This window comes from Flavobacterium niveum, assembly GCF_055231775.1.
The window spans coordinates 38,896-63,777 of sequence record NZ_JBUYSX010000008.1; the positions used below are offsets into that span (position 1 = coordinate 38,896).

Consider the following 24,882-nt stretch of genomic DNA (forward strand, 5'->3'; position numbering starts at 1 on the left):
TGTGCGGGGGTTATTTTACTTCCCTGTTTACATACACCCATCCGGTGCGTGTACCTGAGGCAGTTTCCACCATATAGAAATAAGTACCTGTAGGCAGCTCATCTCCATTATCGGTTTGGCCGTTCCACTGGTTTGTATAATTATTCCTGTGGTATACTTCAAGGCCGTAACGGTTTACTATGGTAAGTTTCCTTACATCTAAACCTGTAAGGTCGAAGTTGTCATTCATCTGGTCGTTGTTTGGCGAAATTCCCCTTGGTATATCGCAGAACACACCGTCAACAGTAAATATGTAGCTGTCTGAACAGCCTCCCGCAGTAGTTACGGTAAGTTCAAACTGTAGCGGGAATGCATCTGTATCAATATTGTTGTCGGCTACATATTCTGTTACATTGAACGTAGTATCATCACCCAATACAGCATTTTCACCCAATACTTTCCATTCATATGTAACATCAGCAGGATTAAATGAAGCATTGGCAGCAATACCTTCAAGCAGGTATTCCCTACCGTTTATAGTGGCAGTACAACCCTGCGTACCGGCAAGTTCAGGCTCGCCACCGGCAACTGTACTTATAGTGAATACCGGTGAAACCGATGTACAACCGTCGGCATTCTGAACGGTAACAGTATAATTTCCTGTAGCAAGGCCTGTAAAAATCGGGCTGACCTGGAAAGCGCCACCGTTTACACTGTACTGGTAACCTGTACCTACGGGAGCCGTAACAGTAAGTGTACCGTCTGGGTTGCTGCAACTTGGATGTATAAGCATAGCTGTAGCCGTTGCAGGAGCCACCGGCGCAGTACCTATAATAAAGGTTTGCGATAGTGAAGTACAACCAGCCGCATTTTGCACAGTGATTATATATAAATCGGCAGGAAGGCTGTCAAATAAAACACCGGTTTGGAACGGACTGCCATTAATACTGTACTGGTAACCTGCCCCTACCGGCGCAGTTACCGTTATACTACCTGTAGCTGTGAAACAATCAGGTTGCGCCACTATAGCTGTAGCGGCAGCAGGGCCGGCCGGGGCTGCGTTTATAACAAATGCAGCCGATGTTGAAGTACAACCGCCTGTTGTCTGCACAGTAACTATATAGCTATCAGCAGGAAGGTTAGCAAATACAGGGCTGCTTTGGAAAGCGCCACCATTTATGCTGTATTGATATTCAGCTCCAAGAGGCGATGTAACAGTAAGTGTACCTGAAGGAACAGTACAATCAGGCTGGGTAAGCGCAGCTATAGCGGGCGCCGGGCCTGTTGTTGCAGGGTTGATTACATAAGCCGAAGAAACCGATGTACAACCGGCTGTGTTTTGCACGGTTACTACATAGCTGTCCGGGGTAAGGTTAGTAAATATCGGGCTGCCCTGGAAAGGGCCGCCGTTTATACTGTACTGGTATTCGGTTCCAAGTGGGGCATCCACTGTAAGTGTTCCTGTAGCTGAGTTACAATCAGGTTGGGTAAGTGTAGCTGTGGCAGGATCAGGCGCGCCTGTAGCAGGATTAATAACAAAAGCTAAAGAAACAGATGTACACCCTGCCGTGTTTTGCACGGTTACTATATAACTGTCGGCAGGAAGGTTAGCAAATACCGGGCTGCTTTGGAAAGGGCCACCGTTTATGCTGTATTGATATTCTGCACCTAATGGCAAAGTCACCGTAAGCGTACCTGTAGGAGTTGTACAGTCCGGCTGGATAAGCGCAACCTCAGCAATTACCGGGGTTACAGGAGCAGGTGATATTACAAATGCCGTAGAAACCGAATTACAACCTGCTGTATTTTGGACAGTTACTACGTAGCTATCGGCAGGAAGGTTAGGGAATATAGGGCTGCTTTGGAAAGGACCGCCGTTTATGCTGTATTGGTATTCAGTTCCAAGCGGAGCAGTTACCGTAAGCGTACCTGTAGCAATAAAACAGTCGGGCTGTATAAGCGCAGCCGTGGCAGGCGCAGGTGCACCGGGAGCCGGTGATATTACAAATGCTGCAGAAACCGATTCACATCCTGCTGTGTTCTGTACAGTTACCACATAGCTGTCAGCAGGAAGGTTAGCAAATACAGGGCTGCTTTGTAGCGGGCCTCCATTAAGGCTGTATTGGTATTCTGCGCCAAGTGGGGCAGTTACTGTAAGTGTACCCGTAGCAGTAGTACAGTCAGGCTGTATAAGTGCAGCTGTAGCAATTGCCGGAGTTGTAGGAGCCGGTGATATTACAAATACTGTAGAGGTAGAAGTACATCCTGCTGTATTTTGTACTGTTACTACATAGTTACCGGCAGGCAAATCCGTGAATACAGGGTTGCTTTGCAGCGGGCCTCCATTTAGGCTATACTGGTATTCTGCACCAATTGGGGCAGTTACCGTAAGTGTACCTGTAGCAGTGGTACAGTTTGGCTGCACAAGTAATGCTGTGGCAACAGCAGGTGCTGTAGGTACAGGGGCAATAGTTACGGGTGTTAGCACCAATATACATCCCTCAGCATTCTGTACTGAAACAGTGTGGTCACCTACGGCTACACCGGTAAATGTAGCACTGGTTTGATAAGAACCTCCGTCAAGGCTGTAGGTAAGCCCCGTACCTGAAACCGGATTAATCGTGATACTTCCGGTTGGTGTGGCACAGGTAGGATTTGTAACTACAAAAGTAGCCTGTGGTACAGGATTTACAGTTAATTGTACAGCATTAGTTATTAAGGTACAATCAGGCGTTGTTATTATACAATAATATTGTGTATTGTTTACCGCTGCCGAAACAGCAACAGTAAGTGTAGCTGAAGTACCATTCGTTGCATTCACCCAGGCACCGGAAGCATTAAGGGTTTTCCACTGATATGTAGCTGCAATGTTAACACTCAGGCCGGTAGTAAATGTTACCGTACCTGCATTGGCGCATACAGTAGCGTCTACAGGCTGTAAAGATATTGTAGGAAGAACAGCTACCGGATCGGCAGTGTGGTTGCCAAGGTCAGCACAGCTTTGCGTACCGAAAAAGTTCCAGTCGTTATCGCTATAAGCTGTAGTTGGTGCCACGGCATCAGGTTTACGGATTACCGTGTAACCTGTTTCACCCGGTGCGTGTGCTATGTCTATAATGGCACCATTCTTTTTTAGTTTAAATTCGTCATCGGCATTAATCCCTGCACCAAGCTGGGCAACCGTTACAACGGTACAACCACCTGAAGAGTTGTCTCCGGTAAGTACCAGGTATGTTGATTCCGGGCCTATTGAACCCGGTAGGGTAAGCGTATAACTCGGCGTAGCATCGCCAACAGAACCATAACGCTCTAACACATATTCACCATTAAAGGTAAGGGTATTAGTAGGTGAAGGGTTGTACAGTTCTATTACACCATAGCTGCCCGGTACGTGGTCATAAAGTTCTGAAATGTACAATTCAGGCTCTGCTGATGTACAGCTTGATGCCATACCTACAAAACCTGTAGCTGTAGCCATACAACCATTGGTAATTACAGATATGCTGCCCGTAACATTTCCGTTAGGTACGGTTGCCACAATCTGCGTATCTGAAACTACGGTGTAAACGGCATCTACACCGTTAAATTTTACCGATGAAGTACCCGTACCCAGGCTAAAACCAACCCCGGTTAGGGTTACGTTTGTACCGGCGGGTCCGGTTGCAGGGTTAAAGATGTACACAAAAGTGTTAGTACAGGCAGACTGCGAATAGCCTTTTGTTGCCCATAAAACACAGAAAGCCAGAAGGCTTAGCCTACATAAGGCTGTGAATAAGCGAGACTTATTGGTCATGTTTTTACGTGATAAAAATGCCCCGCAAGGTAATAAATATTAAATAATATAACTTTTTCCCTAAGTTTATTAAATAGTTAACGCAAGAAAATATTCATAAAAATGATTTTGACCTTTATATTAGTATATAAGGCTGCATTATGGCAACAAAAAAGGCCGCCTTTTGGCAGCCTTAATTATCTTTGAAACAATACTAATTATTGCTCAAGTTGCTTTTGGGCCCTCTTCTCTTTTACCAGCTCTACGGTAGCACCGCCTACCCAGTAAAATACGAAACTTACCAGGAACATCATAAGCCAAAAACCTATGGTGGCAATGGTAAGGAAAAGAAGGAAACCTAAGTACTCTTGAAATTCAAACATGTTTTCCGGAAATTTTGAATTATGCCCCAAATATAAGCCAATAGATTTGTTAAAACAACTAAATCATTGAGAAAAGTCCACTAAAAATTAATCCCGAAATCATTTTCTTAAAGAATCTTTATTGCGTAATTTTGGCTGGCTTTTCTACCGCCTGCACAGCTTCAGGCAATTAAACGGCCATTAACCTAAATTTTATAAACAACCATAAACATTTTTAAAATGGAATACAGGATTGAAAAAGACACTATGGGCGAAGTGAAGGTGCCTGCAGACAAGTACTGGGGTGCACAAACTGAGCGTTCGCGTAACAACTTTAAGATAGGCCCTTCAGGCTCTATGCCGAAGGAAATCATTGAAGGTTTTGCCTACCTTAAAAAAGCTGCTGCTTATGCGAACCACGACCTTGGTGTACTTAGCGCAGAAAAACGCGATGCCATAGGCCAGGTTTGCGACGAAATTCTTGAAGGCAAGCTTGAAGGCGAATTTCCGCTTGTAATATGGCAAACCGGATCAGGCACTCAGAGTAACATGAACCTGAATGAGGTAATAGCCAACAGGGCACAGGTTCTTGCAGGTGGCAAAATAGGCGAAGGTGAACCGGTACTTAAAGCCAATGACGACGTAAACAAGTCGCAATCCAGCAACGATACCTACCCTACCGGCATGCATATTGCCGCATATAAAGCTGTAGTGGAAGTTACGCTTCCGGGTGTAGAAAAACTACGTGATACACTTAAAGCGAAATCTGCCGAGTACATGAATGTGGTTAAGATAGGCCGTACGCACCTTATGGATGCTACTCCCCTAACCCTTGGCCAGGAGCTTAGCGGTTACGTAGCCCAGCTTACTTATGGTATCAAAGCCGTTAAAAACACGCTTGAGCACCTTGGCGAGCTTGCCCTTGGCGGTACTGCCGTAGGTACAGGACTTAACACCCCTGAAGGTTACGACGTTAAAGTAGCCGAATACATAGCCAAATTCACAGGCCACCCGTTTGTAACGGCTCCTAACAAGTTTGAAGCTCTTGCCAGCCATGATGCCCTTGTGGAAACCCACGGCGCACTAAAACAACTTGCCGTTTCGCTTAATAAAATAGCTAACGACATCCGTATGCTGGCTTCAGGCCCACGTTCGGGTATTGGTGAAATACTTATCCCTGAAAACGAGCCGGGTTCATCTATCATGCCGGGCAAAGTTAACCCTACACAGTGTGAGGCGCTTACCATGGTGTGTGCACAGGTTATGGGTAACGACGTGGCTATTACAATAGGCGGTACACAAGGCCACTACGAACTTAACGTATTCAAGCCGCTTATGGCTGCCAACTTCCTGCAGTCAGCACGCTTATTAGGTGATGCATGTGTATCGTTTGACGAGCACTGTGCACAGGGCATTGAGCCAAACTACACCCGTATTAAGGAGCTTGTAGACAACTCACTGATGCTGGTTACGGCACTAAACACCAAAATAGGCTACTACAAAGCAGCTGAAATTGCACAAACCGCGCACAAAAACGGTACTACACTTAAAGACGAAGCTGTTCGCCTTGGTTATGTAACCCCTGAAGATTTTGATGCATGGGTGAAACCGGAAGACATGGTGGGTTCTCTTAAATAGTAAATCCTCATTTATCATACAAAAGCAGCTCTATTCGGGCTGCTTTTTTTGTTAAGGGTAATTTAAACCGTTTACAATCAAAACGTTTTATAGGTAATTTTAGGCAAATTGATTCCCCATGAAAGACATTGCCCGCCGTTTCCCTGAAAACCCGATATTGATACCTAACGATATTAAACCCAGTAATTACGGGCTTAAAGTTATCTGCCTATTAAATCCAGGAGTGTTTACGTTTGACGGAAAAACATGGCTGCTGATACGCGTTGCGGAAAACGTAGCCCCGAAAGACGGTATGATTTCATTTCCGGTATTGGATGAATCAGGAAACATAGACGTTCTCGATGTATCGGAAGATGATACAGGCCTGGACGCATCTGACCCGCGGGTGATGAATTACAAAGGGCAGGACTACCTCACTACCCTATCGCATTTACGGTTGGTATGTAGCTATGACGGTATACATTTCAATGAACCCGACAACATAAAAACCATACTCACAGGGAATGGTAAAGCAGAAAGTTTCGGCATAGAAGACTGCAGGGTTTCTAAAGTTGAGGATGCCTATTACCTCACCTACACTGCGGTATCGGCAAGTGGTGTGGGTGTTGGGCTACGTACAACCAAAGACTGGATAAATTTTGAGGCGTTCGGGATGATATTCCCACCGCATAATAAAGACTGTGCTGTTTTCGAGGAAAAAATAAACGGAAAATTTTACGCCCTGCACAGACCGAGTAGCATACAATTGGGAGGTAATTACATCTGGATTGCAGAATCACCCGATGGCATACACTGGGGTAACCATCAATGCATAGTAAAAACAAGGAAAAACCATTGGGACAGTACCCGTGTGGGTGCCGGTGCTGCCCCCATAAAAACCGACAAAGGCTGGCTGGAAATTTATCATGGTGCCAACGAAAACAACCTCTACTGCCTGGGTGCTTTCCTTATGGAATTGGACAATCCATATAAAGTGATTTCAAGGACTACCTTACCTATTATGGTTCCTACAGAAGAATATGAGTTGACCGGATTTTTCGGGCAGGTGGTATTTACAAATGGACATATTGTAAATGGCGATGAGCTTACCATTTATTACGGCGCCGCCGATGAGTTTGTTTGCGGTGCTAAGTTTTCTATAGAGGAAATTTTGGGTTTATTGGAATAGTTTTAGCCACGAATTACACAAATTTTCACCAATTTGATTTGTGCAAATTTGTGTAATTCGTGGCTATAACCGTTATATCAACAATTAATACTCAAAAGTACCGTATTCGCTTGTAATAGTTAACTTCTTAGTTTCAGAGGCTTGTACCCTACCTACAATCTGCGCATCAATATTAAACGATTTACTTATCGTAATAATATCTTCGGCTATAGCATGTGGTACATAAAGCTCCATACGGTGGCCGCTGTTAAACACCTGGTACATTTCTTTCCAGTCGGTGCCGCTTTGCTCCTGTATCAGCTTAAACAGTGGCGGAACCGGGAACAGGTTGTCTTTAATCACGTGTACGTTATCTACAAAGTGCAGCACCTTAGTCTGGGCACCACCGCTGCAATGTACCATACCGTGAATATCTTCCGGTGTATATTTCTCAAGGATTTTCTTAATCACAGGTGCATAGGTACGCGTAGGCGAAAGTACCAGCTTACCTGCATCAATAGGGCTGTCCTGCACAGCATCCGTTAACTTTACATTGCCTGAATATACCAGTTCATTTGGCACAGCAGCATCAAAGCTTTCAGGGTATTTTTCGGCAAGGTATTTATTAAACACATCATGGCGCGCCGAAGTAAGGCCATTACTGCCCATACCGCCGTTATACTCTTTTTCATAAGTAGCCTGCCCGTAAGACGCAAGGCCTACAATAACGTCGCCTGCCTGTATGTTGGCATTATCTATAACATTGCTGTGTTTTATGCGTGCCGTAACGGTACTGTCTACAATAATAGTACGTACCAGGTCGCCTACATCGGCAGTTTCACCACCGGTAGAATGTATGGTAACACCAAAGTTTTTCAGTTCCTCAATAAGCTCTTCCGTACCATTTATAATGGCAGAAATCACTTCACCCGGAACAAGGTTTTTGTTGCGTCCTATAGTTGAAGAAAGCATTATATTATCTACGGCACCTACACACAGCAGGTCGTCTATATTCATGATAAGCGCATCCTGGGCAATGCCTTTCCATACGCTGATGTCTCCGGTTTCTTTCCAGTACATGTACGCCAAAGACGATTTTGTACCAGCGCCGTCAGCATGCATAATCAGGCAGTAATCTTCATCTCCGGTAAGGTAATCGGGTACAATTTTGCAGAAAGCCTTAGGGAACAGGCCTTTGTCTATATTCTTAATTGCGTTGTGTACATCCTCTTTAGAGGCCGAAACACCACGCTGGCTGTATCGTTTGCTGGTATCAGAGCTCATTATGCGCAGTTTGTGTTGTTGGTGCAAAGATAGTTTTTAATTACACAATTTGAAAATTAGCGAATTTGAAAATTCGGCTATGTGCAATGAATTAATTAATACAATCAAAAGATTTCGGAATAGCTTAAAATGCTTAGCTTTACTTATAATCAATTAACAATCATAAGAAGCACAAATTATGCCCAAGAGCGATATGACAAGAGAATCATTATTACTGGAACTATATAAAGAGCAATGCAACATGATAAGGCATCACGAAACTCAACGCTCTTCGGTTGTAAATTTTATTTTGCTGATAGGTGGCGTTATTATAGGCTTAATAACTACAGACAAAACTCTTGATGATTCAGATTCAAACCTCGTTAATGTCTTAATTTGTATGGGGCTCTTTGGATTTTTATTTGCAATGGCGACATCATTAAGATATTACAGGAATAAAATGAGAAGTATATTTTATCTCAAAGAACTGGACAAAACCATTGTTGATGAAAATCATTCGGTAGTATCAATAAAAGAAAAAGCAGACAATGAAACAACTAATTCTCATAAGGTACTTACATTCTTTTTTGAAGACAACAGTAGCAAGCGCTTTATAATTAACGTACATTTCTTATGGCCTTTATTGCCACTTGTATTAGTAGTTATAGGAATAATGCTACATTGCAAGTAAAAAATCATAGACCCATAATATCCATCATGCAGTCCTACAACACCAAAGAGTGGTTTTCATTTATATTCCGTTTTCATAAGGGTGACACCTTCATGAAACTGTTACCGTTAATGCTGGCTATTGCAGCATACTCCGCCGGTATAGCGTGGCTGGAAACCAGCTACTGGAAACTATCAGAGACCAGCCATGTAAAAAACATTACCATAATACACAGCCTTGTAGGTTTTGTAATATCCATGCTGCTCGTGTTCCGTACTAATACTGCTTACGACCGCTGGTGGGAAGGCCGCCGTATGTGGGGTGCTTTGGTAAACAACTCGCGCAACCTTGCCATAAAAATCACCGTAATGGTACAGGGAACTGAAGACAAGGAACTATTTCGCAGGCTGATTCCGGCGTTTAGCAACGTATTGGCACAACACCTGCGCAATGAAGACATAAGCCATGAGCTATTTGACGATGCCACACTAAAAGCCGACCACTACAAGCACAAGCCAAACCAGATTGTAAAAACCATCATGGATAAAGTGAACCAACTCTATACCGAAGGTAAAATAACCGGCGACCAACTGATTGTTCTTAATGCCGAAATACAAAGCCTGCTAGATATTTGCGGTGCCTGCGAACGCATAAAAAATACACCTATCCCTTACTCGTACAGTGCGTTTATAAAGAAGTTTATCTTCTTTTATGTGATGTCACTGCCGTTTGGATATGTGTTCCAGTTGGGGTATTATGTAATCCCTGTAGTAGTGTTCGTATTTTATGTATTGGCTTCGCTAGAACTTATTGCGGAAGAAATAGAGGATCCGTTCGGTAAAGACCAAAACGACCTTCCGCTGGATCGTATGGCTGAAAATATCCGTAAAAATGTAGAAGAACTGATATATTAAAGATTATTTTTCAGGGACTTAACATCAATACTGAATTATTTTCAGTAACTTACCCGAAATGTTTTAGGATTATGGACACACAAAAGAAAATTACCGTTGCAAATGACAACATGAACAACAATGCCCACTACGACGCTAACGGAAAAATAACCCGCACAGATGACCGCGACCGCAAAAGCCCGGACAACGACTGGAATGCCGAAGGCAGCCGCACTGGCCGTAATAAATAAGCGTTATTTATTGCCCCCGTACAAGTTAGCCAGTGAATAGAACAACGGTTCCCAGTTGGCATTGCCTGTATCTTTACCCAGCCTCACTATAATCACATTATTTTTAGGCGACACGTATACAAACTGCCCTAAGATACCTGTTGCGGTATAGTTTCCGCCTTTCTCCAGCCACCACTGGTATTTGTAGTATGGCACGCCACCCTCCAGCGTATCGGGTGTTGTACATGCTTCTACCCATTCTTTGCTTATCACTTGTTTGCCATTCCAGTTGCCTTTATTCAGGAACAGCCTGCCGATTTTGGCAAAATCTCTTGCACGTGCATTCACACAGCAAAATGTTTTTTCAAGCCCGTCTTTTTTACGGTCAAGGCTCCATGTGGCATCATACTCCATACCAAGTGGCTTCCACAGCTTCTCTTCAAGGTATTCGGTAATCTTTTTACCTTTCAGTGCACGCTCAAGTATAAGTCCCAGTATCTGGGTATCGCCGCTGCTGTAGCTAAAGTTTGTACCCGGTTTATTCTGGAGTTTCCGTTTATAGATGGCTTTGCGCAAATCTCGCCCGTAATAATAGGTAGCGGCATCGCCAAAAGGGTTAATGTAACTTTCGTTAAACTCTATACCGCTTGTCATTTGCAGTACATTCTTGATACTAAGGTTATCCATACCCTTGCCCGAAAACTCTGGTATATAATTAATTACAGGCTCCTCTACCGAACGGATAAGCCCGTCGTCTATAGCACAGCCTATAAGTATTGAAGTGATGGACTTGGCCATAGAAAATGACGCTACAACCGATTCTTCCGTATAACCGTTATAATACTTTTCGCAAAGCAGGCTGTCGTTCTTTATGATAAGGAAAGCTACCGTTTTGTTCTTTTTAAGATATTCGTCAAAATCATACTGCTTATCGCCAAAGGTAATCTGTCTTGGTGCCCTTGGCTTATTAGGCGTTGTAAAGGTAAATTTTACCGAATCGTTCTTTGCTGTACGGCTCGGGAACACCTTATAATCAGTAATGTTGGCAAAATTATAATATACAAACCTGCCCAGTTTACACGATGATACAAAGCCGCAAACAGCAAGCAGCACTACTATTGAAAATACTTTAGAAAATTTCATATATTAGAAAATACAGGGAAACATGAAGCCTACAGGACAGCTCCTTATAATTAAAAGGCTAAAATAGCGTTATAATTGTATGCTTGCCGAAGTTTTTGGCAAAATTTTTGTTCCTTTGTTTTAGACAGATTTTAACCGTACCATGAAAAAAATTATTTTAAGTACATTATTGGTCGCTATCACTGCCGTAGCCTCTGCCCAAACCGATACCGGGGCAAAGGGTTCGCTGCATATACCCCGTGCTACCAATAACAATACTACGGTTAAGCCTTCTACAACTACCATGAGCCCATCTACCAGCCTTCTCGATATGAAGCCGGATGAAAAGCCCCAACATTACCCGAAATTTACCATAGGCGAAAAAAAGCCCGATTTCAGTATGTACCAGGATACGGAATTTGTAAACCGTACTAAAGAGTTTTCCGATCGTACTACTGTAAGGCCACAGGGCGACGCCACACCGGAGTTTAAGGGTAACCAGGATTTTGGCGAAGTACGCACCAAATCAGGATATGTAGATATAATGGCCGCCGATTTTGGTGCAGAAGACGGTGACCGTGTACGTGTACTGGTAAACGGGCAGGTAGCCATACCCGAGTTTACCCTGTACAACACCTACAAACCTTTACGCATACCCCTACAGGAAGGCTTTAACAACATAGAATTTGAGGCCATGAACCAGGGCACCCAGGGGCCTAACACAGCTTTATTCCTTGTATATGACAATGCTGGCACCCTGCTTATGAAAGGCGAATGGGGCCTATGCACCGGATTTAAAGGCCGTGTGATGGTTATTAAAGAATCTGACCAATAATAAAAATGCGATATAAAAAAGTAAAGCCCCTCAATGAGGGGCTTTACTTTTTTATATCGCTAATGCTTAGTCGTTCATGCTTAGCAGGAACTCGGCATTGTTGCGGGTTTTCTTAAAGCGGTCGTTAATGAAATCCATAGCCTCTACCGGGTTCATGTCGGCAAGGTACTTACGCATAATCCACATGCGTTGTATGGTTTTTTCATCAAGAAGCAGGTCATCGCGGCGTGTGCTCGATGAAGTAAGGTCGATAGCAGGGAAAATACGCCTGTTAGCAATCTTACGGTCAAGCTGAAGCTCCATGTTACCGGTACCTTTAAATTCTTCAAAGATAACCTCGTCCATTTTAGAGCCGGTATCGGTAAGCGCTGTAGCAATAATACTAAGCGAACCACCATTCTCTATATTACGCGCAGCACCGAAGAAACGTTTCGGTTTTTGTAGTGCATTGGCATCTACACCACCACTCAGTACCTTACCCGATGCAGGCTGCACCGTGTTGTAAGCCCTGGCAAGGCGGGTTATTGAGTCTAATAGTATCACCACATCGTGGCCACACTCTACAAGGCGTTTAGATTTTTCAAGGACTATATTAGCCACTTTTACGTGACGCTCTGCAGGCTCATCAAAGGTAGAGGCAATAACCTCAGCCTTAACGCTGCGTTGCATATCGGTAACCTCTTCAGGCCTTTCGTCTATAAGCAGTACTATAAGGTATACCTCAGGATGGTTAGCCGCAATAGAGTTGGCAATATCCTTAAGCAACATAGTCTTACCCGTTTTTGGCTGGGCTACAATCATACCCCTCTGCCCTTTTCCTATTGGCGAAAACAGGTCGATAATACGGGTAGATATGGTGCTTTGCCTGTCGGCAAGGTTAAATTTCTCGTTAGGGAAAAGCGGTGTAAGGTGTTCAAACGATACGCGGTCGCGTACTACCTGTGGGTCGTGTCCGTTTATTTTCAGTACACGTACCAGCGGGAAATATTTTTCACCTTCCTTAGGCGGGCGTACCACACCTTTTACAGTGTCACCGGTTTTAAGCCCGAAAAGGCGTATTTGTGAGTTTGATAAATATATATCGTCAGGCGAAGCAAGATAGTTATAGTCAGACGAACGCAGGAAACCATAGCCATCAGGCATCATTTCCAGTACTCCTTCGCTTTCTATAATACCGTCAAACTCATAATCGGCCTCGCGATAATTTGGCTCTTTCTGTATTTTTGGTTCCCTCGCTTCTTTCTGCACCGGCTCCTTAGCAGCAGCAGGCTGTATTGCAGCCCCACTTTTAACTGCTTCGCCCCCTTGCTCTGCAGCAAGCTCAGCCATGCGTTTTTTATAACTCGGGTGATTCGGGTTGTTAGCATTAGCACGTTCTATCTGTGCGCGGCGTTCTTCATCGGTCATAGGCGGGCGAACCGGCTTCTGGCCATTGTCCTTGCCGTTTTGTACCGGGCCTTTTTGCTGTAGCGGCTTATTGTTACGGTTATCCTTCTGTAAATTTTTATCAGCAGGCTTAATTAGTAAACCGGATGTTTCAGCAGTGGCAGCAGTAGTTTCTTGTGGAGTTGTTTCTTTCTCTTCTTTTGGGGCAAAAAGAGTTTCCTGGGCAGCTTCTTCTACTTTTTTAGTAATACGCGGCTTTTTAGCTTTAGGTTCCTCCTCAGCCGCAGGGGTTTCGACTACAGGAGTTTCTTCTGCTACCGGGGCAGGCGCTTCAGCAGTTTCGGCAGCATCAGCGTTTTTGCTTATGCGTGCCCTTTTTTGCTTAGGGGCAGCAGCATCTTCGGCAGCGGGCGCTGCTTCTTCAAACAGGGGCTGTACCTGTGCCGGGTTTGCTGCCTGATGGTCGAGGATCTTATAAATAAGCTCGTCCTTTTTTAACCCCCTGAATTTACTGATATTGGCTTTTTTGGCTATATCCTGTAGTTCAGGAAGCTTCATTTCTTTTAATTCAGAAATATCAAACATGTATACTTTATAGTTAATTTAGGCAATTACAAAAAATGCGGATATGTAAGTGGATTTTTTTCTGACACCCATACTTTCGCAGTATGAGCAACTTGCAGTTTAGTACTGCAATAATACAAATTAATTTTTATCATACAATAGTATTTTATAAAAAGAAAACATATTTTTGTGCTGCAATTAAATCAAGGAATGATACAACGCATACAGAGCATTTACCTAATCATAGCAATACTTGCCAGCGGTATACTGCCCATTTTTTTGCCCCTGTACACATTAAGTACAGACGAGGATCCTACTTACTTTAACAAGAATATAGCATATGTATTTTTGTTTGTGGCAAGCGCCACGCTATCGGTAGTTAGTCTCTTTAGTTATAAGAAACGTAAAAACCAGTTTGTTATTGGCAGGCTGAACATAATATTAAATTTTATTTTACTTGGTTTATTTATATACAGGTTGCTAAACTTATCCGGAGACGCCGAGGTGTCTGAGAAGGGTATTGGGATCTATCTTCCTCTTGTTTCTATCGTTTTTTTAAGCCTTGCAAATAAGGCTATAAAGAAGGACGAGGATCTTGTAAAATCTGCAGACCGTTTGAGGTAAACCTTTTAACTTAGTTTATTAGTGCGTAAAGAATCCGGGGTATCCCGGATTTTTTTATGGCCTTAAAAAAGAGAAACGCCCCGGGGATTAATCTTCTCCAACCACCTGTTTCCCCGGAGCGTTTCTGCAAAAACCAATCAAAACCAATTATGATAAAAACTTTTACTTCCTTAAACCTGTACGGGTTATTACCCGATTACAGTACAAATGTACAACGCTGAAACAGCCCGAGGGTGTTTTTTAGGCAGACGGATAGTTACTGTAGACCAATGCCGTTTATCTTTATGCAAAGTGGAAAAGCAGGTAGGACTAATACTGAATATTAAGCCATTGAACAGACAAAAAACGGCTACACAACAGCTACTCTCTCAGTTCAATTTGGTATAAAACAAAAAATGCCCTGCATTTGGGTTACAGGGCATTTTTAAAACCAATCAAAAACCAATTATGAAAAAAAACTTTTACTTCTTAAACCTTATCGGGCTGCAACCCGATTGTGATACAAATGTACAACCGCAGAACAGCTTACGGGTACTTTTTAGGTGAATACCCACTTTTGTATCGGTGAACGGAAGTTATCTTCAGGTGGTTATACTAAAACTACAGACTGCTCAGGTTCAACGCCCTGCATTAATTTATCTAGACTATTAAGCGTTACCTGTGCTATCTGCGAAAGCGCCTCATCTGTAAAAAAAGCCTGGTGTGCCGTAACCAGTACATTCGGGAAACTCATAAGCCGCTGTATATTATCGTCATCAATAATATTTTCAGACAGGTCGCGGAAAAACAGTTTCTCCTCCTGCTCGTACACATCTATACCCAGTGCACCTACCTGCCTGCTTTTAAGCGCTTCAATAATATCTGTGGTACAAATAAGCCCTCCCCTGCTCGTATTTATAATCACCACGCCTTTTTTCATTTGCGCAAGCGAATCTTTATTCACCAGGTAATGATTTTCCGGCACAAGCGGACAGTGTAATGACAGTATATCGGCCACCGGCAGTACATCCTCTAACTGTTTATATACTACACTAGCTTGTTGCAGTTCGGCATCAGGGTAAATATCATAGGCCACCACTGTACAACCAAAGCCCAGCATTATTTTACAGAATGCCTTGCCTATTTTACCCGTACCTATAACCCCTACCGTTTTGCCATACAGGTTAAAACCAAGTAGGCCATTCAGCGAAAAATTCTGCTCGCGTACGCGGTTATAGGCTTTATGGGTTTTGCGGTTAAGGGTAAGCAGCATGGCTACAGTATGCTCCGCCACAGCCTCAGGCGAATAGGCCGGTACACGGCATACCCGCATACTATGAGCCTTAGCCGCATCCAGGTCTACATTGTTAAAACCGGCACAGCGCAAGGCAATTATCTTTACCCCGCGGGCAGCAAGCGTTGCTATTACTGACGCAGTAAGCTTGTCGTTTACAAAAGCGCAAACAGCCACGGCATCTTCCACCACATTGGCTATATGCGGGCCAAGGTGGGTTTCATAATATTCTATTTCAAGGCCGGGGATGTTATTATAGCGGTCAAAAAACAGCCTGTCGTAAGGCTTTGCTGAGAAGAAAACCATTTTCATAAAGATGATTATTAATTGTTTGTATACAAATTTATACTTATTTTACGCAACCAATTATGATGTTTATCATCTAATCAACAAACCAATTACTGATATCCAAATGATTAAGAAAATCACCCTACTCTTACTAACAGCCTGCCTTGTGGTGTCTTGTGGCCTGGACTATGACGGAGACACTAAAATCCTCTACAAAGGTACAGTGACCGATGATTTAGGCACTCCGCTTTCGGGAATACCGGTATACGTAATTATGTATAACAGCAGCCTGTCTGAAACAATAGCTTATGGCTATACTGATGCTAAAGGCAACTTCCGCATTGCTGCGCCAAGGGCAAAAAACGGCATCCCGAAAATTTATATTAATAAAACTGATTACATAGTTAATGGTGTAAACACAGCATTTTCTGATGTTGAGTATCATAATATCAATCAGGAGGCACTTAATGATTACACACTTAACCTGGGTACTACCGCGCTATGCCCCAAAACCAACACTGCTAAAATAACCCTAAACTTTAGCTTTGGACAAATAGTGAAAACAAGCATGACGGGTATAGTAGCCCGAAACAGTATAGACCTTGATTTTCCTGTAAATAATTTTTACAATAATTATGACGAACTGCCTTATAGTGAGTATTACAATGACGCAAACATGATTTTCTATGTAAAAAAGAACCAGATACTTACACTGCGTTATATGAAAAACGACGAAACTATATACGAGCAGCTTGTAACAATGGGAGAACAAGACGTAACCATAACCATACCATAATGAAAAAAATTATTACCACAATAATCCTCCTATGCAGCATAACTTTAAGCGCACAGGAGGAACAGGATTCTACAAAGACATTTCTACCCCGCGAGTATTTTAAAATATACTATTGCGCCCCCGTGGGTATAGGCAATAATGTATTGGCAAAAGCCCATCATGGCGATTTTGGTTTTGGCCTTGCATTTACAATTTTACAATACCATAATTTCCAGCTGAACGGCGGCATGAGGTTTCTCCAATATAAAACTTCAGACCCGGCTTTTGCCACAACTGCAAGCAACACAAAGCTTACCGGGTTTTACGGCGAAATACTGTTTAAACAGCCCATTTCAAAAAAGTTTATCTTAAACCACCAGGTTTTTGTATCGAGCCTGGACCTGAATGTAGGTGGTTCGGCATTTTCGATTAAGAAAAGTAAGGGCCGGCAATCTGGCCATACACTGGGCGGTGGTGTAGATGTTGATTTTGTGCTGCAAGAGCACGTCAAGATATTTGTTGGCGCCACCTACAGCATGTCTTACCTGGATGCTAAAACCGCACCCGAACTGGACAAATTTTACAACCGCCTGGGGCAGCTGAATATAATGGCAGGTGTAAGGTTTTAACCTATACCCGCTTCCCTATTTCTATCACCTCAAGGTTTTGTATTTTATCGCCGTCTATTTCAAAGCGCAGCATGGTACGCACCTGGTGGAAACCGTGTGTGCCTGCCGCTCCGGGATTCATGTGGATAAGCCCCAGCTTAGGATCGGCCATTACTTTCAGTATGTGCGAGTGCCCGCAGATAAAAATCTTTGGCGGATTTAACTGTATTTCACTACGAATAGCCGGGTTATACTTACCGGGATAGCCACCTATATGGGTAATCCACACATCTACCCCCTCGCACATAAAACGGTTATGCAACGGAAATTCAAGGCGTGCCTGTGCATCGTCTATATTACCATACACCGCCCTTAGGGGCTTTTCCTTTTTTATAGTGTCAGTCACCGAGAGGTCGCCTATATCACCGGCATGCCATACCTCATCGGCCTGGCGTATGTATTTCATTATGGTAGCATCTATATGGCTGTGGGTATCAGAAAGCAAGAGTATCTTGATCAAAGCAGTTGTTTTTATCATTCAAAAGTACGCATCAAACCCTACATACCCAAATACTAAATATCACAGAAAAGCCGTACTTTTACAAATAATAACTGGCCTAAGCCAACTTATTTTACCATGCAAAAAAAACCACAATTGCGCACCGTTACCGTTACGCGCTATATAACCCCACTACGGGAAGGCGGCTCACTCCCTGCCCTTGCCGAAGCAGATGACGAATTTAAATACGTACTGAAATTTAAAGGTGCTGGCCACGGCACCAAGGCACTTATTGCTGAACTGTTGGGTGGCGAAATAGCCCGCACACTTGGCCTGCCCGTACCTGAACTGGTATTTGCCAATCTTGATGAGGCTTTTGGGCGTACTGAAGCAGACGAAGAAATACAGGACCTGCTACAATTCAGCCAGGGGCTTAACCTTGCCCTGCACTTCCTTAGCGGCGCTATTAATTATGACCCGGTTGTAACTACGGTAGACGAAAAACTGGCTTCGCAAATTGTGTGGCTGGATGCTTATATAACTAACGTAGACCGCACCTTCCGTAACACCAATATGCTGATGTGGCATAAGGAACTGTGGCTGATAGACCACGGCGCTGCGTTTTACTTCCACCATTCGTTCAGCGACCCGCAGGGCCATGCCGTAGTGCCCTTTTCATTGATAAAAGACCATGTACTGCTGCCTCAGGCTTCTAAACTGGAAGAGGTGGATGCCGAATTTAAAGCTATACTTAGCGAAGACACTTTACACGGCATTGTAAACCTGCTGCCTGATGAATGGCTGCAATGGGAAGGTAGCGACCTGTCTCCATCTGAAATTCGGGAGGTATACGCACAGTTCCTGCTGGTTCGCTTACAAAATTCTGACATATTTATAAAACAAGCTACCCATGCAAGACAGGCACTTATATGAATATGCAGTAATTCGCGTGGTACCCAGGGTAGAACGCGAAGAGTTTGTAAATGTAGGCGTAATACTGTTTAGCAAACGCAAAAAGTTTATTAAGGTACTGCACCACTTACATGCCGATAAGGTATTGGCTATGTGCAGCACATCAGACGTGGAACAGATACAGAAAAACCTGGATTCGTTTGAGCGGATAGCACACGGCAGCCGTAACGGCGGCCCTATAGCCCAAATGGAAATAGCCGAACGTTTCCGGTGGCTTACCGCAGTGCGCAGCTCGGTGATACAGACATCGCGCCCACACCCCGGCCTGTGCCCTGACCCTGAAACGAAGGTACAGCAACTTTTTGAGGAACTGGTGTTATAACCTTAGATTCGCTCAGGTAAAAATATTTACCCTGATTTATATGCAAAAAAAATACCGCTTATTCAGCGGTATTTTTTTATTTATGATTTGGCATTTGCCTTAGCACTAAGCTCCTGCGATATGGCCGAGCGTTCAAATTTTATTTTGCCCGCCATGGTTTCGATTACCATAGTGGTTTCGCTAAGTTCGGCAAGCCTGCCATGGATGCCGCTTTTTGTAACGATTTTATCGCCTACTTTAAGGGCACTGTCAAATTCTTTTTCCTGTTTAATTTTTTTCTGTTGCGGCCTTAGCATAAAGAAGTAAAAAACTACTACTACAAGCAGCAACGGTAAAAACGACTGTAATTGTCCCATTGGTTATAATATATTAATGTGCGGCAGGCACTGCGCCTATACCTTTGTTTTCTATGTTTGCTTTAAACGAAACTATTTCAGTACCTGCTTCGGTATTAAGGGTAAGGGTTACCTTTTTAGTAACTTCACCACTTTTTCCGGCAGAGTCAAACACTACGTGTACTTCTCCCGTTTTACCCGGCTCTACAGGCTCTTTGGTATAATCAGGCACAGTACAGCCACAGCTGGCCTTTGCATTGGTAATAATAAGGTCAGACGTACCTGTATTGGTATACTTAAAAGTGTGTTCTACCTTATCCCCCTGCTGGATGGTACCAAAATCGTGCTCAGGGTTTTCAAATTTTATGGTAGCAAGCTTACCGCCGTCAATATGGGCAAGCTCCGCTTTTTTTGCAGTAGCATCGTCTATGGTAAGTGCCTGGTCTTTTTTGCATGAAACCAGTGCTACAGATGCCACAGCAAGCATGGCCAGTGATTTCTTTAACATAACATATAGTGTATTAAGATGGTTTTACATCAATCCCCTGCCGGTTTTTACCATTTTGTTTGCAGCCTGGTAATCCTTAACAAGGTTATCTAAAATTCCGTTGATAAATATACTGCTTTTTGGTGTACTGTACTCCTTGGCTATTTCCAGGTATTCATTAATGGTAACTTTTACCGGTATAGACGGAAACTTCAGGAACTCGCAAATCGCCATTTTAAGTATGATAGAGTCAATTTCGGCAATACGCTCTGCATCCCAGTTTGGCGTTTTGTCCATAAACTCTTTAGCCAGCTCATTATTATTTAGCACCACCTTACGGAACAGGTCGCGTACAAAATCCTTATCATCAAGGTCTTTGTACAGTTTTGGTACATAATAGGCATCACGGCCTTGTGGCGCTATAGCCCTAAGCTGCTTGCTGATTATGGTGTTTACCACCGGTATATCATCTACCCAGGTAAGCTTATAATCTTCCAGGTATTCGTATAGCTTATCGTTTGGTGCGATTACTTCTTCAAACAGGGTAGCTATAAACTCGCGATCTTCTTCAAAATTGTTTTCACGGGTTTCCATGTACTTTTGGTACAGCGCGCTTTCCTTTACTGCATCAAGCAGTATCAGTATATAATCGTCGTTAAGCTTCCAGTTATTTATTTTACGGTCTTCAAGCGCTATACCCAGCGGATTACTTTCTTCAAGCAATTTCAAAACAGCGTTATTCACAAACTTACGGTTTGCATTACGCTCCTCGGCAGTAACAAGGTGCTTTTTGCTTATTTTTTCAAGGTAATCTTCCTCTGCATTCTTCAGTTCCACAAGTGCCGAAACCATAATGAGGTACAGGTCGCGGATGTTGTCAATGCTTTGGAACAAAAATTTCTCTTCTTTGTCCAGGCTATCTGAACCATTTTGGAGCATAGCATAAATGCTCTGCATTACTTTAACACGAATATGTCTCCTGTTTAACATCCGGATATAAGAACTTTAAATTATTACGGGGCGAAAGTTTCCTTTTCGCCCCGCAAAATTAAGAATAATATTTTTTTAAGCTAATTATTTGGCTTTTTCTTTTTTACGCTCGTCAATACGCCTTTGGGCAATGTTCATAGCCGCCTGGTGCGTAGTAATGTTATCAGCCTCAGCTTCGTGGAAAATTTCCAGTGTAGTATTGTAGATGTTCTCAGTCCTGCGAAGGGCTTCTTCTTTGCCATAACCGGCTATCTCGCCATATACATTAATAATACCACCGGCGTTTATAAGGAAATCCGGGGCGTAAGCTATACCACGCTCTTTAAGTATATTACCGTGAATGGTTTCTACCGCAAGCTGGTTGTTAGCAGCACCGGCAATCACCTTGGCATTGATTTTATTTACGGTATCGTCATTAATAGTAGCTCCCAGTGCACATGGCGCATAGATGTCTACATCGGCGCTGTAAAGGTCGGCACCTGTAAATACTACAGCACCGTATTTTGCAGCTACGGCATTAACGCGGTCTTCATTTATATCAGTTATCTGTAGCAGTGCGCCTTCTTTAGCAAGGTAGCTTATAAGCGTTTCACCTACGTGGCCTGTACCTTGTACAAGCACTTTTTTACCGGCAAGGTTATCAGTACCAAACTGGTATTTAGCGGCGGCTTTCATACCCATGTATACGCCATAAGCGGTAACAGGGCTTGGATTACCCGAACCTCCCCTGCTTTCCGAAATACCGGTAACATAAGGGGTAACATCGCGGATAAGGTCCATATCGGGGGTTGTAGAACCTACGTCTTCAGCAGTAATATACTTACCGCTAAGCGAGTGTACAAACTGGCCGAAACGGGTAATAAGCTCAGGAGTTTTATCGGCTGCGGCGTTACCTATAATAACCGCCTTACCACCACCCAGGTTTAAGCCCGAAATAGCTGATTTATACGTCATTCCCCTCGAAAGCCTTAAAACGTCATTAAGGGCTTCCCACTCGTTGGCATACTTCCACATACGGGTACCGCCCAAAGCCGGACCCAAAACCGTGTTATGTATACCAATTATTGCTTTTAAACCAGTATCTTTGTCACGGCAGAAAACTACCTGCTCATGATCATTAAAAGACTGTTGACCGAACACAGGGTCAACCTTGGTAAGCTCATTGGCCTTAACAACTTCTGCTATCATAATAATTCGTTTTAAACTTGAAATAATTTCAAAAAGCTGACACAAATTTAAACATTTTACATTAGAAAAGCGTTTTAAAGTTCATTTTTTAGGATATTTACAAAAACAATAGCTTTTTTAAACAGTTCCAAAAAATTGTTTTTGAAGATAATTTAACACACCCGTTACGGTTAATTTACCGTAGCAAAATACATCATGAAAGAATTACAATATTTAAACAAATATTTCATAAAATATAAATTTCAATTTCTTCTCGGAATTGTCATTACCATAGCAGCACAAATACTATCGCAGTTTACCCCGGTTTATGTGGGCGATGCTGTTGCCGCTGTAGAAAAGTACACAAAAGGGCAGGCTACATCCGAAACCGTACAGGCAGAACTGCTCCATGCCATACTTGTTATTGTAGGCACTACATTACTAGCAGGGTTGCTAACATTTTTTATGAGACAAACCCTAATAGTAATGTCTCGCCATATAGAGTTTGACCTGAAAAACGAGGTATTCAAACAGTACGAAAACTTGTCGCAAAGTTTCTATAAAAAGAACCGCACTGGCGACCTTATGAATCGCATTACCGAAGACGTAAATAAGGTAAGGCAGTACGTAGGCCCCGCCATAATGTATTCACTAAACACCATTATAGGGTTTATAGTAATCCTTACGCAGATGACAAGGATATCGCCGCAACTTACCTTATACACCATACTACCCCTGCCCCTATTGGCCTATAGTATATTCTGGGTAAGTCGCGAAATTAACAGGCGCAGTGCCCGTACACAGCAAAACCTTTCACAACTGGCTACCAACTCACAGGAAATATTTTCGGGTATACGGGTTATAAAAGCCTACGCACTGGAAGACCAGCGCGAAGAAAGCTTTAAAGGACTTTCACGCGAAAGCAAAAAACTAAACATGAACCTTGCATGGGTAAATGCTATGTTTGGGCCGTTGATGATACTACTTATAGGTATAAGCAACCTTGTAGTGATAATGGTAGGTGGCATGATGTACGTACGCGGCAGCATAGACAACATAGGTACCATAGCCGAATTTATACTTTACATCAACAAACTTACCTGGCCGGTAGCTTCACTCGGGTGGATATCGAGCATGATACAGGAAGCTGAGGTTTCGCAGGTACGCATTAATGAGTTCCTGAAAGTGAAGCCCGAAATTGAGAACAGTAACCGCGACCACTCCTATATTAAAGGAGATATACGTTTCGAAAACGTTAGCTTCACTTATGAAGATACCAACATACAAGCACTTAAAGACGTAAGCTTTACCCTGAACAAAGGCGAAACACTTGCCATCCTTGGGCGTACGGGTAGTGGTAAGAGTACGTTACTATCGCTCATCAGCAGGTTGTACGATGCCGATGGCGGGCATATAGCCGTAGACGGTCAGGATATAAAATCACTTAACCTCTACGACCTTAGGGATGCTATAGGCTTTGTACCACAGGATGCCTTTTTGTTTAGCGACAGTATAAAGAACAACATTAAATTTGGCAAAGAAGACGCTACCGATGCCGAAATAGAAAACGTAGCACGCAAGGCCGCAGTACACCATAATATAGAAGGCTTTACCCATAAGTATGATACCATACTGGGCGAAAGGGGGCTTACGCTTTCGGGCGGGCAAAAGCAGCGTGTATCTATAGCGCGCGCCATGATTAAGGATGCACCTATATTATTGCTTGACGATTGCCTTTCGGCGGTAGATACCGAAACCGAAGAAACCATACTGAATAACCTTAAGGATTTTTGTAAAGACAAGACCACAATTATTGTAAGCCACAGGGTTTCATCAGCTAAAAATGCTGATAAAATAATCATTTTGGAGGATGGAAAAGTAGCCGAACAAGGCACTCACAATCAATTAATAAACCACAACGGATATTACAAGGAATTGTACCTGCTGCAATTATCAGAAAAAGAATTACAATAATTGTTGCTTTATTAAGATTTTTTTTAGATTTTTGGTATCAGCATAAACCACATAAAACGGACAGAGGATTATGAGAGAACATGACATGCTGGAAAAGGAGGAGATTTTTTCAAAAGTGCTTAGAGCCGGCAGAAGGACGTATTTCTTCGATGTAAGGGCTACCAAGGCTGAAGATTACTACATCACCATTACCGAAAGCAAAAAGTTTACCGAAGAAGACGGTTCATTCCACTTCAAAAAGCACAAAATTTATCTTTATAAGGAAGATTTCGGCGCTTTTAAGGAAATCCTTGACGAGATGACTAACTTTGTACTGAACAACAAGGGCGAAGAAGTTATTTCTGAAAGGCACCAAAAAGATTTCAGGAAATTCTTTTCTGAAAGGACTGAAGAAGAAACAGAGCCAGCTTTGGTTTCTGAAAGTTTTACCGACATTAGTTTTGATGACATATAATAAATAGCCCTTTTTTTACAAAGGGCTATTTATTTTACTTCACTTTCCCCTGCCTTAGCCCATGATGATGTACACGGCTGTGCGCAGGCATATTTATCATTATACCTACTATACTTATAAGTACTAAAAGTACCATAAGCAGGAATAACAAGGCACCATTAAAGGTACCAGCACCGGGAAAAGATGTTACGGTAAAAAATGATGCCAGTAGTAACGATACCACTGATACCAAAAGGCTTAAGACTTTCACGGC

Annotated in this window: 25 protein-coding genes; 13 read left to right on the forward strand and 12 right to left on the reverse strand. The window is 43.0% G+C overall.

Going from position 1 to position 24,882, the window contains the following annotated elements:
• Positions 1-10: 10 nt before the first annotated feature.
• Both ACZIX4_RS18490 and ACZIX4_RS18495 read right to left on the reverse strand, forming a co-directional pair.
• Positions 11-3,772: a T9SS type B sorting domain-containing protein gene (locus ACZIX4_RS18490; RefSeq protein ID WP_463337133.1), complete on the reverse strand. Its 3,762-nt coding sequence runs from the start codon at positions 3,770-3,772 to the stop codon at positions 11-13.
• A gap of 197 nt (positions 3,773-3,969) precedes the next feature.
• Entirely contained in the window at positions 3,970-4,134 is a 165-nt protein-coding gene (locus ACZIX4_RS18495; protein WP_411409918.1) for a hypothetical protein, read from the reverse strand.
• Positions 4,135-4,353: 219 nt separating this feature from the next.
• Here ACZIX4_RS18495 and fumC point away from each other — a divergent pair, with 219 nt between their 5' ends.
• Positions 4,354-5,751 (forward strand): class II fumarate hydratase, encoded by a 1,398-nt coding sequence (gene fumC, locus ACZIX4_RS18500; RefSeq protein WP_463337134.1) that lies wholly within the window; start codon positions 4,354-4,356, stop codon positions 5,749-5,751.
• Positions 5,752-5,869: 118 nt separating this feature from the next.
• Positions 5,870-6,919 (forward strand): glycoside hydrolase family 130 protein, encoded by a 1,050-nt coding sequence (locus tag ACZIX4_RS18505; RefSeq protein WP_463337135.1) that lies wholly within the window; start codon positions 5,870-5,872, stop codon positions 6,917-6,919.
• Positions 6,920-7,003: 84 nt separating this feature from the next.
• Here ACZIX4_RS18505 and ACZIX4_RS18510 read toward each other — a convergent pair whose 3' ends face one another.
• Positions 7,004-8,182, reverse strand: coding sequence for an AIR synthase related protein (locus ACZIX4_RS18510; protein ID WP_463337136.1), 1,179 nt, complete (start codon positions 8,180-8,182; stop codon positions 7,004-7,006).
• A gap of 193 nt (positions 8,183-8,375) precedes the next feature.
• Here ACZIX4_RS18510 and ACZIX4_RS18515 point away from each other — a divergent pair, with 193 nt between their 5' ends.
• The 3 genes from ACZIX4_RS18515 (at position 8,376) to ACZIX4_RS18525 (ending at position 9,975) form a co-directional block, all read left to right on the forward strand.
• Positions 8,376-8,852 (forward strand): hypothetical protein, encoded by a 477-nt coding sequence (locus tag ACZIX4_RS18515; RefSeq protein ID WP_463337137.1) that lies wholly within the window; start codon positions 8,376-8,378, stop codon positions 8,850-8,852.
• Between the two features lie 26 nt (positions 8,853-8,878).
• Complete coding sequence (locus tag ACZIX4_RS18520; RefSeq protein WP_463337138.1) at positions 8,879-9,745, forward strand: bestrophin family protein; 867 nt, start codon at positions 8,879-8,881, stop codon at positions 9,743-9,745.
• Between the two features lie 71 nt (positions 9,746-9,816).
• Positions 9,817-9,975 (forward strand): hypothetical protein, encoded by a 159-nt coding sequence (locus ACZIX4_RS18525; RefSeq protein ID WP_463337139.1) that lies wholly within the window; start codon positions 9,817-9,819, stop codon positions 9,973-9,975.
• Positions 9,976-9,978: 3 nt separating this feature from the next.
• Here the strand turns inward: ACZIX4_RS18525 and ACZIX4_RS18530 are convergent, their stop codons facing one another.
• Entirely contained in the window at positions 9,979-11,097 is a 1,119-nt protein-coding gene (locus tag ACZIX4_RS18530) for a serine hydrolase domain-containing protein (protein ID WP_463337140.1), read from the reverse strand.
• 142 nt (positions 11,098-11,239) lie between these two features.
• On the opposite strand from ACZIX4_RS18530, the gene ACZIX4_RS18535 reads away from it, so the two are divergent.
• Complete coding sequence (locus tag ACZIX4_RS18535; RefSeq protein ID WP_463337141.1) at positions 11,240-11,911, forward strand: hypothetical protein; 672 nt, start codon at positions 11,240-11,242, stop codon at positions 11,909-11,911.
• Between the two features lie 66 nt (positions 11,912-11,977).
• Here the strand turns inward: ACZIX4_RS18535 and rho are convergent, their stop codons facing one another.
• A complete protein-coding gene (rho, locus tag ACZIX4_RS18540) occupies positions 11,978-13,882 on the reverse strand; it encodes a transcription termination factor Rho (protein WP_463337142.1) in 1,905 nt (634 codons plus the stop codon).
• A gap of 189 nt (positions 13,883-14,071) precedes the next feature.
• Between rho and ACZIX4_RS18545 the strand changes: the two genes are divergently transcribed.
• Entirely contained in the window at positions 14,072-14,485 is a 414-nt protein-coding gene (locus tag ACZIX4_RS18545) for a DUF4293 domain-containing protein (protein ID WP_463337143.1), read from the forward strand.
• Positions 14,486-15,074: 589 nt separating this feature from the next.
• Here ACZIX4_RS18545 and ACZIX4_RS18550 read toward each other — a convergent pair.
• Positions 15,075-16,070 (reverse strand): 2-hydroxyacid dehydrogenase, encoded by a 996-nt coding sequence (locus ACZIX4_RS18550; RefSeq protein ID WP_463337144.1) that lies wholly within the window; start codon positions 16,068-16,070, stop codon positions 15,075-15,077.
• Between the two features lie 100 nt (positions 16,071-16,170).
• On the opposite strand from ACZIX4_RS18550, the gene ACZIX4_RS18555 reads away from it, so the two are divergent.
• On the forward strand, positions 16,171-16,842 hold the full coding sequence (locus tag ACZIX4_RS18555) for a peptidase associated/transthyretin-like domain-containing protein (protein ID WP_463337145.1): 672 nt from the start codon (positions 16,171-16,173) through the stop codon (positions 16,840-16,842).
• The gene (locus ACZIX4_RS18560) at positions 16,842-17,450 is read left to right on the forward strand and encodes a hypothetical protein (protein WP_463337146.1); all 609 of its coding nucleotides are present in this window, start codon (positions 16,842-16,844) and stop codon (positions 17,448-17,450) included. Before ACZIX4_RS18555 ends, ACZIX4_RS18560 begins: the two co-directional genes overlap by 1 nt.
• Position 17,451: 1 nt before the next feature.
• Here ACZIX4_RS18560 and ACZIX4_RS18565 read toward each other — a convergent pair whose 3' ends face one another.
• The gene (locus ACZIX4_RS18565) at positions 17,452-17,949 is read right to left on the reverse strand and encodes a metallophosphoesterase family protein (RefSeq protein ID WP_463337147.1); all 498 of its coding nucleotides are present in this window, start codon (positions 17,947-17,949) and stop codon (positions 17,452-17,454) included.
• Between the two features lie 117 nt (positions 17,950-18,066).
• On the opposite strand from ACZIX4_RS18565, the gene ACZIX4_RS18570 reads away from it, so the two are divergent.
• Both ACZIX4_RS18570 and ACZIX4_RS18575 read left to right on the forward strand, forming a co-directional pair.
• Positions 18,067-18,861, forward strand: a complete 795-nt coding sequence (locus tag ACZIX4_RS18570; protein ID WP_463337148.1) for a HipA family kinase — start codon at positions 18,067-18,069, stop codon at positions 18,859-18,861.
• Positions 18,839-19,222, forward strand: a complete 384-nt coding sequence (locus tag ACZIX4_RS18575) for a DUF3037 domain-containing protein (RefSeq protein WP_463337149.1) — start codon at positions 18,839-18,841, stop codon at positions 19,220-19,222. Before ACZIX4_RS18570 ends, ACZIX4_RS18575 begins: the two co-directional genes overlap by 23 nt.
• Positions 19,223-19,302: 80 nt before the next feature.
• Here the strand turns inward: ACZIX4_RS18575 and yajC are convergent, their stop codons facing one another.
• The 4 genes from yajC to ACZIX4_RS18595 all read right to left on the reverse strand — a co-directional run bounded on the left by yajC (position 19,303) and on the right by ACZIX4_RS18595 (position 22,222).
• Positions 19,303-19,578, reverse strand: a complete 276-nt coding sequence (gene yajC / locus ACZIX4_RS18580; RefSeq protein WP_463337150.1) for a preprotein translocase subunit YajC — start codon at positions 19,576-19,578, stop codon at positions 19,303-19,305.
• Between the two features lie 13 nt (positions 19,579-19,591).
• Positions 19,592-20,065: a DUF1573 domain-containing protein gene (locus ACZIX4_RS18585; protein WP_463337151.1), complete on the reverse strand. Its 474-nt coding sequence runs from the start codon at positions 20,063-20,065 to the stop codon at positions 19,592-19,594.
• A 24-nt stretch (positions 20,066-20,089) separates the two neighbouring features.
• Complete coding sequence (gene nusB, locus ACZIX4_RS18590) at positions 20,090-21,001, reverse strand: transcription antitermination factor NusB (RefSeq protein ID WP_463337152.1); 912 nt, start codon at positions 20,999-21,001, stop codon at positions 20,090-20,092.
• A 117-nt stretch (positions 21,002-21,118) separates the two neighbouring features.
• Complete coding sequence (locus tag ACZIX4_RS18595; protein ID WP_463337153.1) at positions 21,119-22,222, reverse strand: Glu/Leu/Phe/Val family dehydrogenase; 1,104 nt, start codon at positions 22,220-22,222, stop codon at positions 21,119-21,121.
• Positions 22,223-22,417: 195 nt separating this feature from the next.
• Here ACZIX4_RS18595 and ACZIX4_RS18600 point away from each other — a divergent pair, with 195 nt between their 5' ends.
• Both ACZIX4_RS18600 and ACZIX4_RS18605 read left to right on the forward strand, forming a co-directional pair.
• On the forward strand, positions 22,418-24,175 hold the full coding sequence (locus ACZIX4_RS18600; protein ID WP_463337154.1) for an ABC transporter ATP-binding protein: 1,758 nt from the start codon (positions 22,418-22,420) through the stop codon (positions 24,173-24,175).
• A gap of 70 nt (positions 24,176-24,245) precedes the next feature.
• A complete protein-coding gene (locus tag ACZIX4_RS18605; RefSeq protein ID WP_463337155.1) occupies positions 24,246-24,629 on the forward strand; it encodes a PUR family DNA/RNA-binding protein in 384 nt (127 codons plus the stop codon).
• 34 nt (positions 24,630-24,663) lie between these two features.
• On the opposite strand, the gene ACZIX4_RS18610 is transcribed toward ACZIX4_RS18605, so the two are convergent.
• The gene (locus ACZIX4_RS18610) at positions 24,664-24,879 is read right to left on the reverse strand and encodes a hypothetical protein (RefSeq protein ID WP_463337156.1); all 216 of its coding nucleotides are present in this window, start codon (positions 24,877-24,879) and stop codon (positions 24,664-24,666) included.
• Between the last annotated feature and the right edge of the window lie 3 nt (positions 24,880-24,882).

What these genes read in the sequence shown, in the direction of transcription:
- ACZIX4_RS18585 (WP_463337151.1), bottom strand. Translation starts at nt 20,065, where the DNA reads ATGTTAAAGAAATCACTGGCCATGCTTGCTGTGGCATCTGTAGCACTG.
- ACZIX4_RS18525 (WP_463337139.1), top strand. Translation starts at nt 9,817, where the DNA reads ATGGACACACAAAAGAAAATTACCGTTGCAAATGACAACATGAACAAC.
- ACZIX4_RS18530 (WP_463337140.1), bottom strand. Translation starts at nt 11,097, where the DNA reads ATGAAATTTTCTAAAGTATTTTCAATAGTAGTGCTGCTTGCTGTTTGC.
- ACZIX4_RS18605 (WP_463337155.1), top strand. Translation starts at nt 24,246, where the DNA reads ATGAGAGAACATGACATGCTGGAAAAGGAGGAGATTTTTTCAAAAGTG.
- ACZIX4_RS18505 (WP_463337135.1), top strand. Translation starts at nt 5,870, where the DNA reads ATGAAAGACATTGCCCGCCGTTTCCCTGAAAACCCGATATTGATACCT.
- ACZIX4_RS18575 (WP_463337149.1), top strand. Translation starts at nt 18,839, where the DNA reads ATGCAAGACAGGCACTTATATGAATATGCAGTAATTCGCGTGGTACCC.
- ACZIX4_RS18520 (WP_463337138.1), top strand. Translation starts at nt 8,879, where the DNA reads ATGCAGTCCTACAACACCAAAGAGTGGTTTTCATTTATATTCCGTTTT.
- rho (WP_463337142.1), bottom strand. Translation starts at nt 13,882, where the DNA reads ATGTTTGATATTTCTGAATTAAAAGAAATGAAGCTTCCTGAACTACAG.
- ACZIX4_RS18570 (WP_463337148.1), top strand. Translation starts at nt 18,067, where the DNA reads ATGCAAAAAAAACCACAATTGCGCACCGTTACCGTTACGCGCTATATA.
- fumC (WP_463337134.1), top strand. Translation starts at nt 4,354, where the DNA reads ATGGAATACAGGATTGAAAAAGACACTATGGGCGAAGTGAAGGTGCCT.
- yajC (WP_463337150.1), bottom strand. Translation starts at nt 19,578, where the DNA reads ATGGGACAATTACAGTCGTTTTTACCGTTGCTGCTTGTAGTAGTAGTT.
- ACZIX4_RS18595 (WP_463337153.1), bottom strand. Translation starts at nt 22,222, where the DNA reads ATGATAGCAGAAGTTGTTAAGGCCAATGAGCTTACCAAGGTTGACCCT.
- ACZIX4_RS18550 (WP_463337144.1), bottom strand. Translation starts at nt 16,070, where the DNA reads ATGAAAATGGTTTTCTTCTCAGCAAAGCCTTACGACAGGCTGTTTTTT.
- ACZIX4_RS18560 (WP_463337146.1), top strand. Translation starts at nt 16,842, where the DNA reads ATGAAAAAAATTATTACCACAATAATCCTCCTATGCAGCATAACTTTA.
- ACZIX4_RS18600 (WP_463337154.1), top strand. Translation starts at nt 22,418, where the DNA reads ATGAAAGAATTACAATATTTAAACAAATATTTCATAAAATATAAATTT.
- nusB (WP_463337152.1), bottom strand. Translation starts at nt 21,001, where the DNA reads ATGCAGAGCATTTATGCTATGCTCCAAAATGGTTCAGATAGCCTGGAC.
- ACZIX4_RS18535 (WP_463337141.1), top strand. Translation starts at nt 11,240, where the DNA reads ATGAAAAAAATTATTTTAAGTACATTATTGGTCGCTATCACTGCCGTA.
- ACZIX4_RS18510 (WP_463337136.1), bottom strand. Translation starts at nt 8,182, where the DNA reads ATGAGCTCTGATACCAGCAAACGATACAGCCAGCGTGGTGTTTCGGCC.
- ACZIX4_RS18515 (WP_463337137.1), top strand. Translation starts at nt 8,376, where the DNA reads ATGACAAGAGAATCATTATTACTGGAACTATATAAAGAGCAATGCAAC.
- ACZIX4_RS18545 (WP_463337143.1), top strand. Translation starts at nt 14,072, where the DNA reads ATGATACAACGCATACAGAGCATTTACCTAATCATAGCAATACTTGCC.
- ACZIX4_RS18495 (WP_411409918.1), bottom strand. Translation starts at nt 4,134, where the DNA reads ATGTTTGAATTTCAAGAGTACTTAGGTTTCCTTCTTTTCCTTACCATT.
- ACZIX4_RS18490 (WP_463337133.1), bottom strand. Translation starts at nt 3,772, where the DNA reads ATGACCAATAAGTCTCGCTTATTCACAGCCTTATGTAGGCTAAGCCTT.
- ACZIX4_RS18555 (WP_463337145.1), top strand. Translation starts at nt 16,171, where the DNA reads ATGATTAAGAAAATCACCCTACTCTTACTAACAGCCTGCCTTGTGGTG.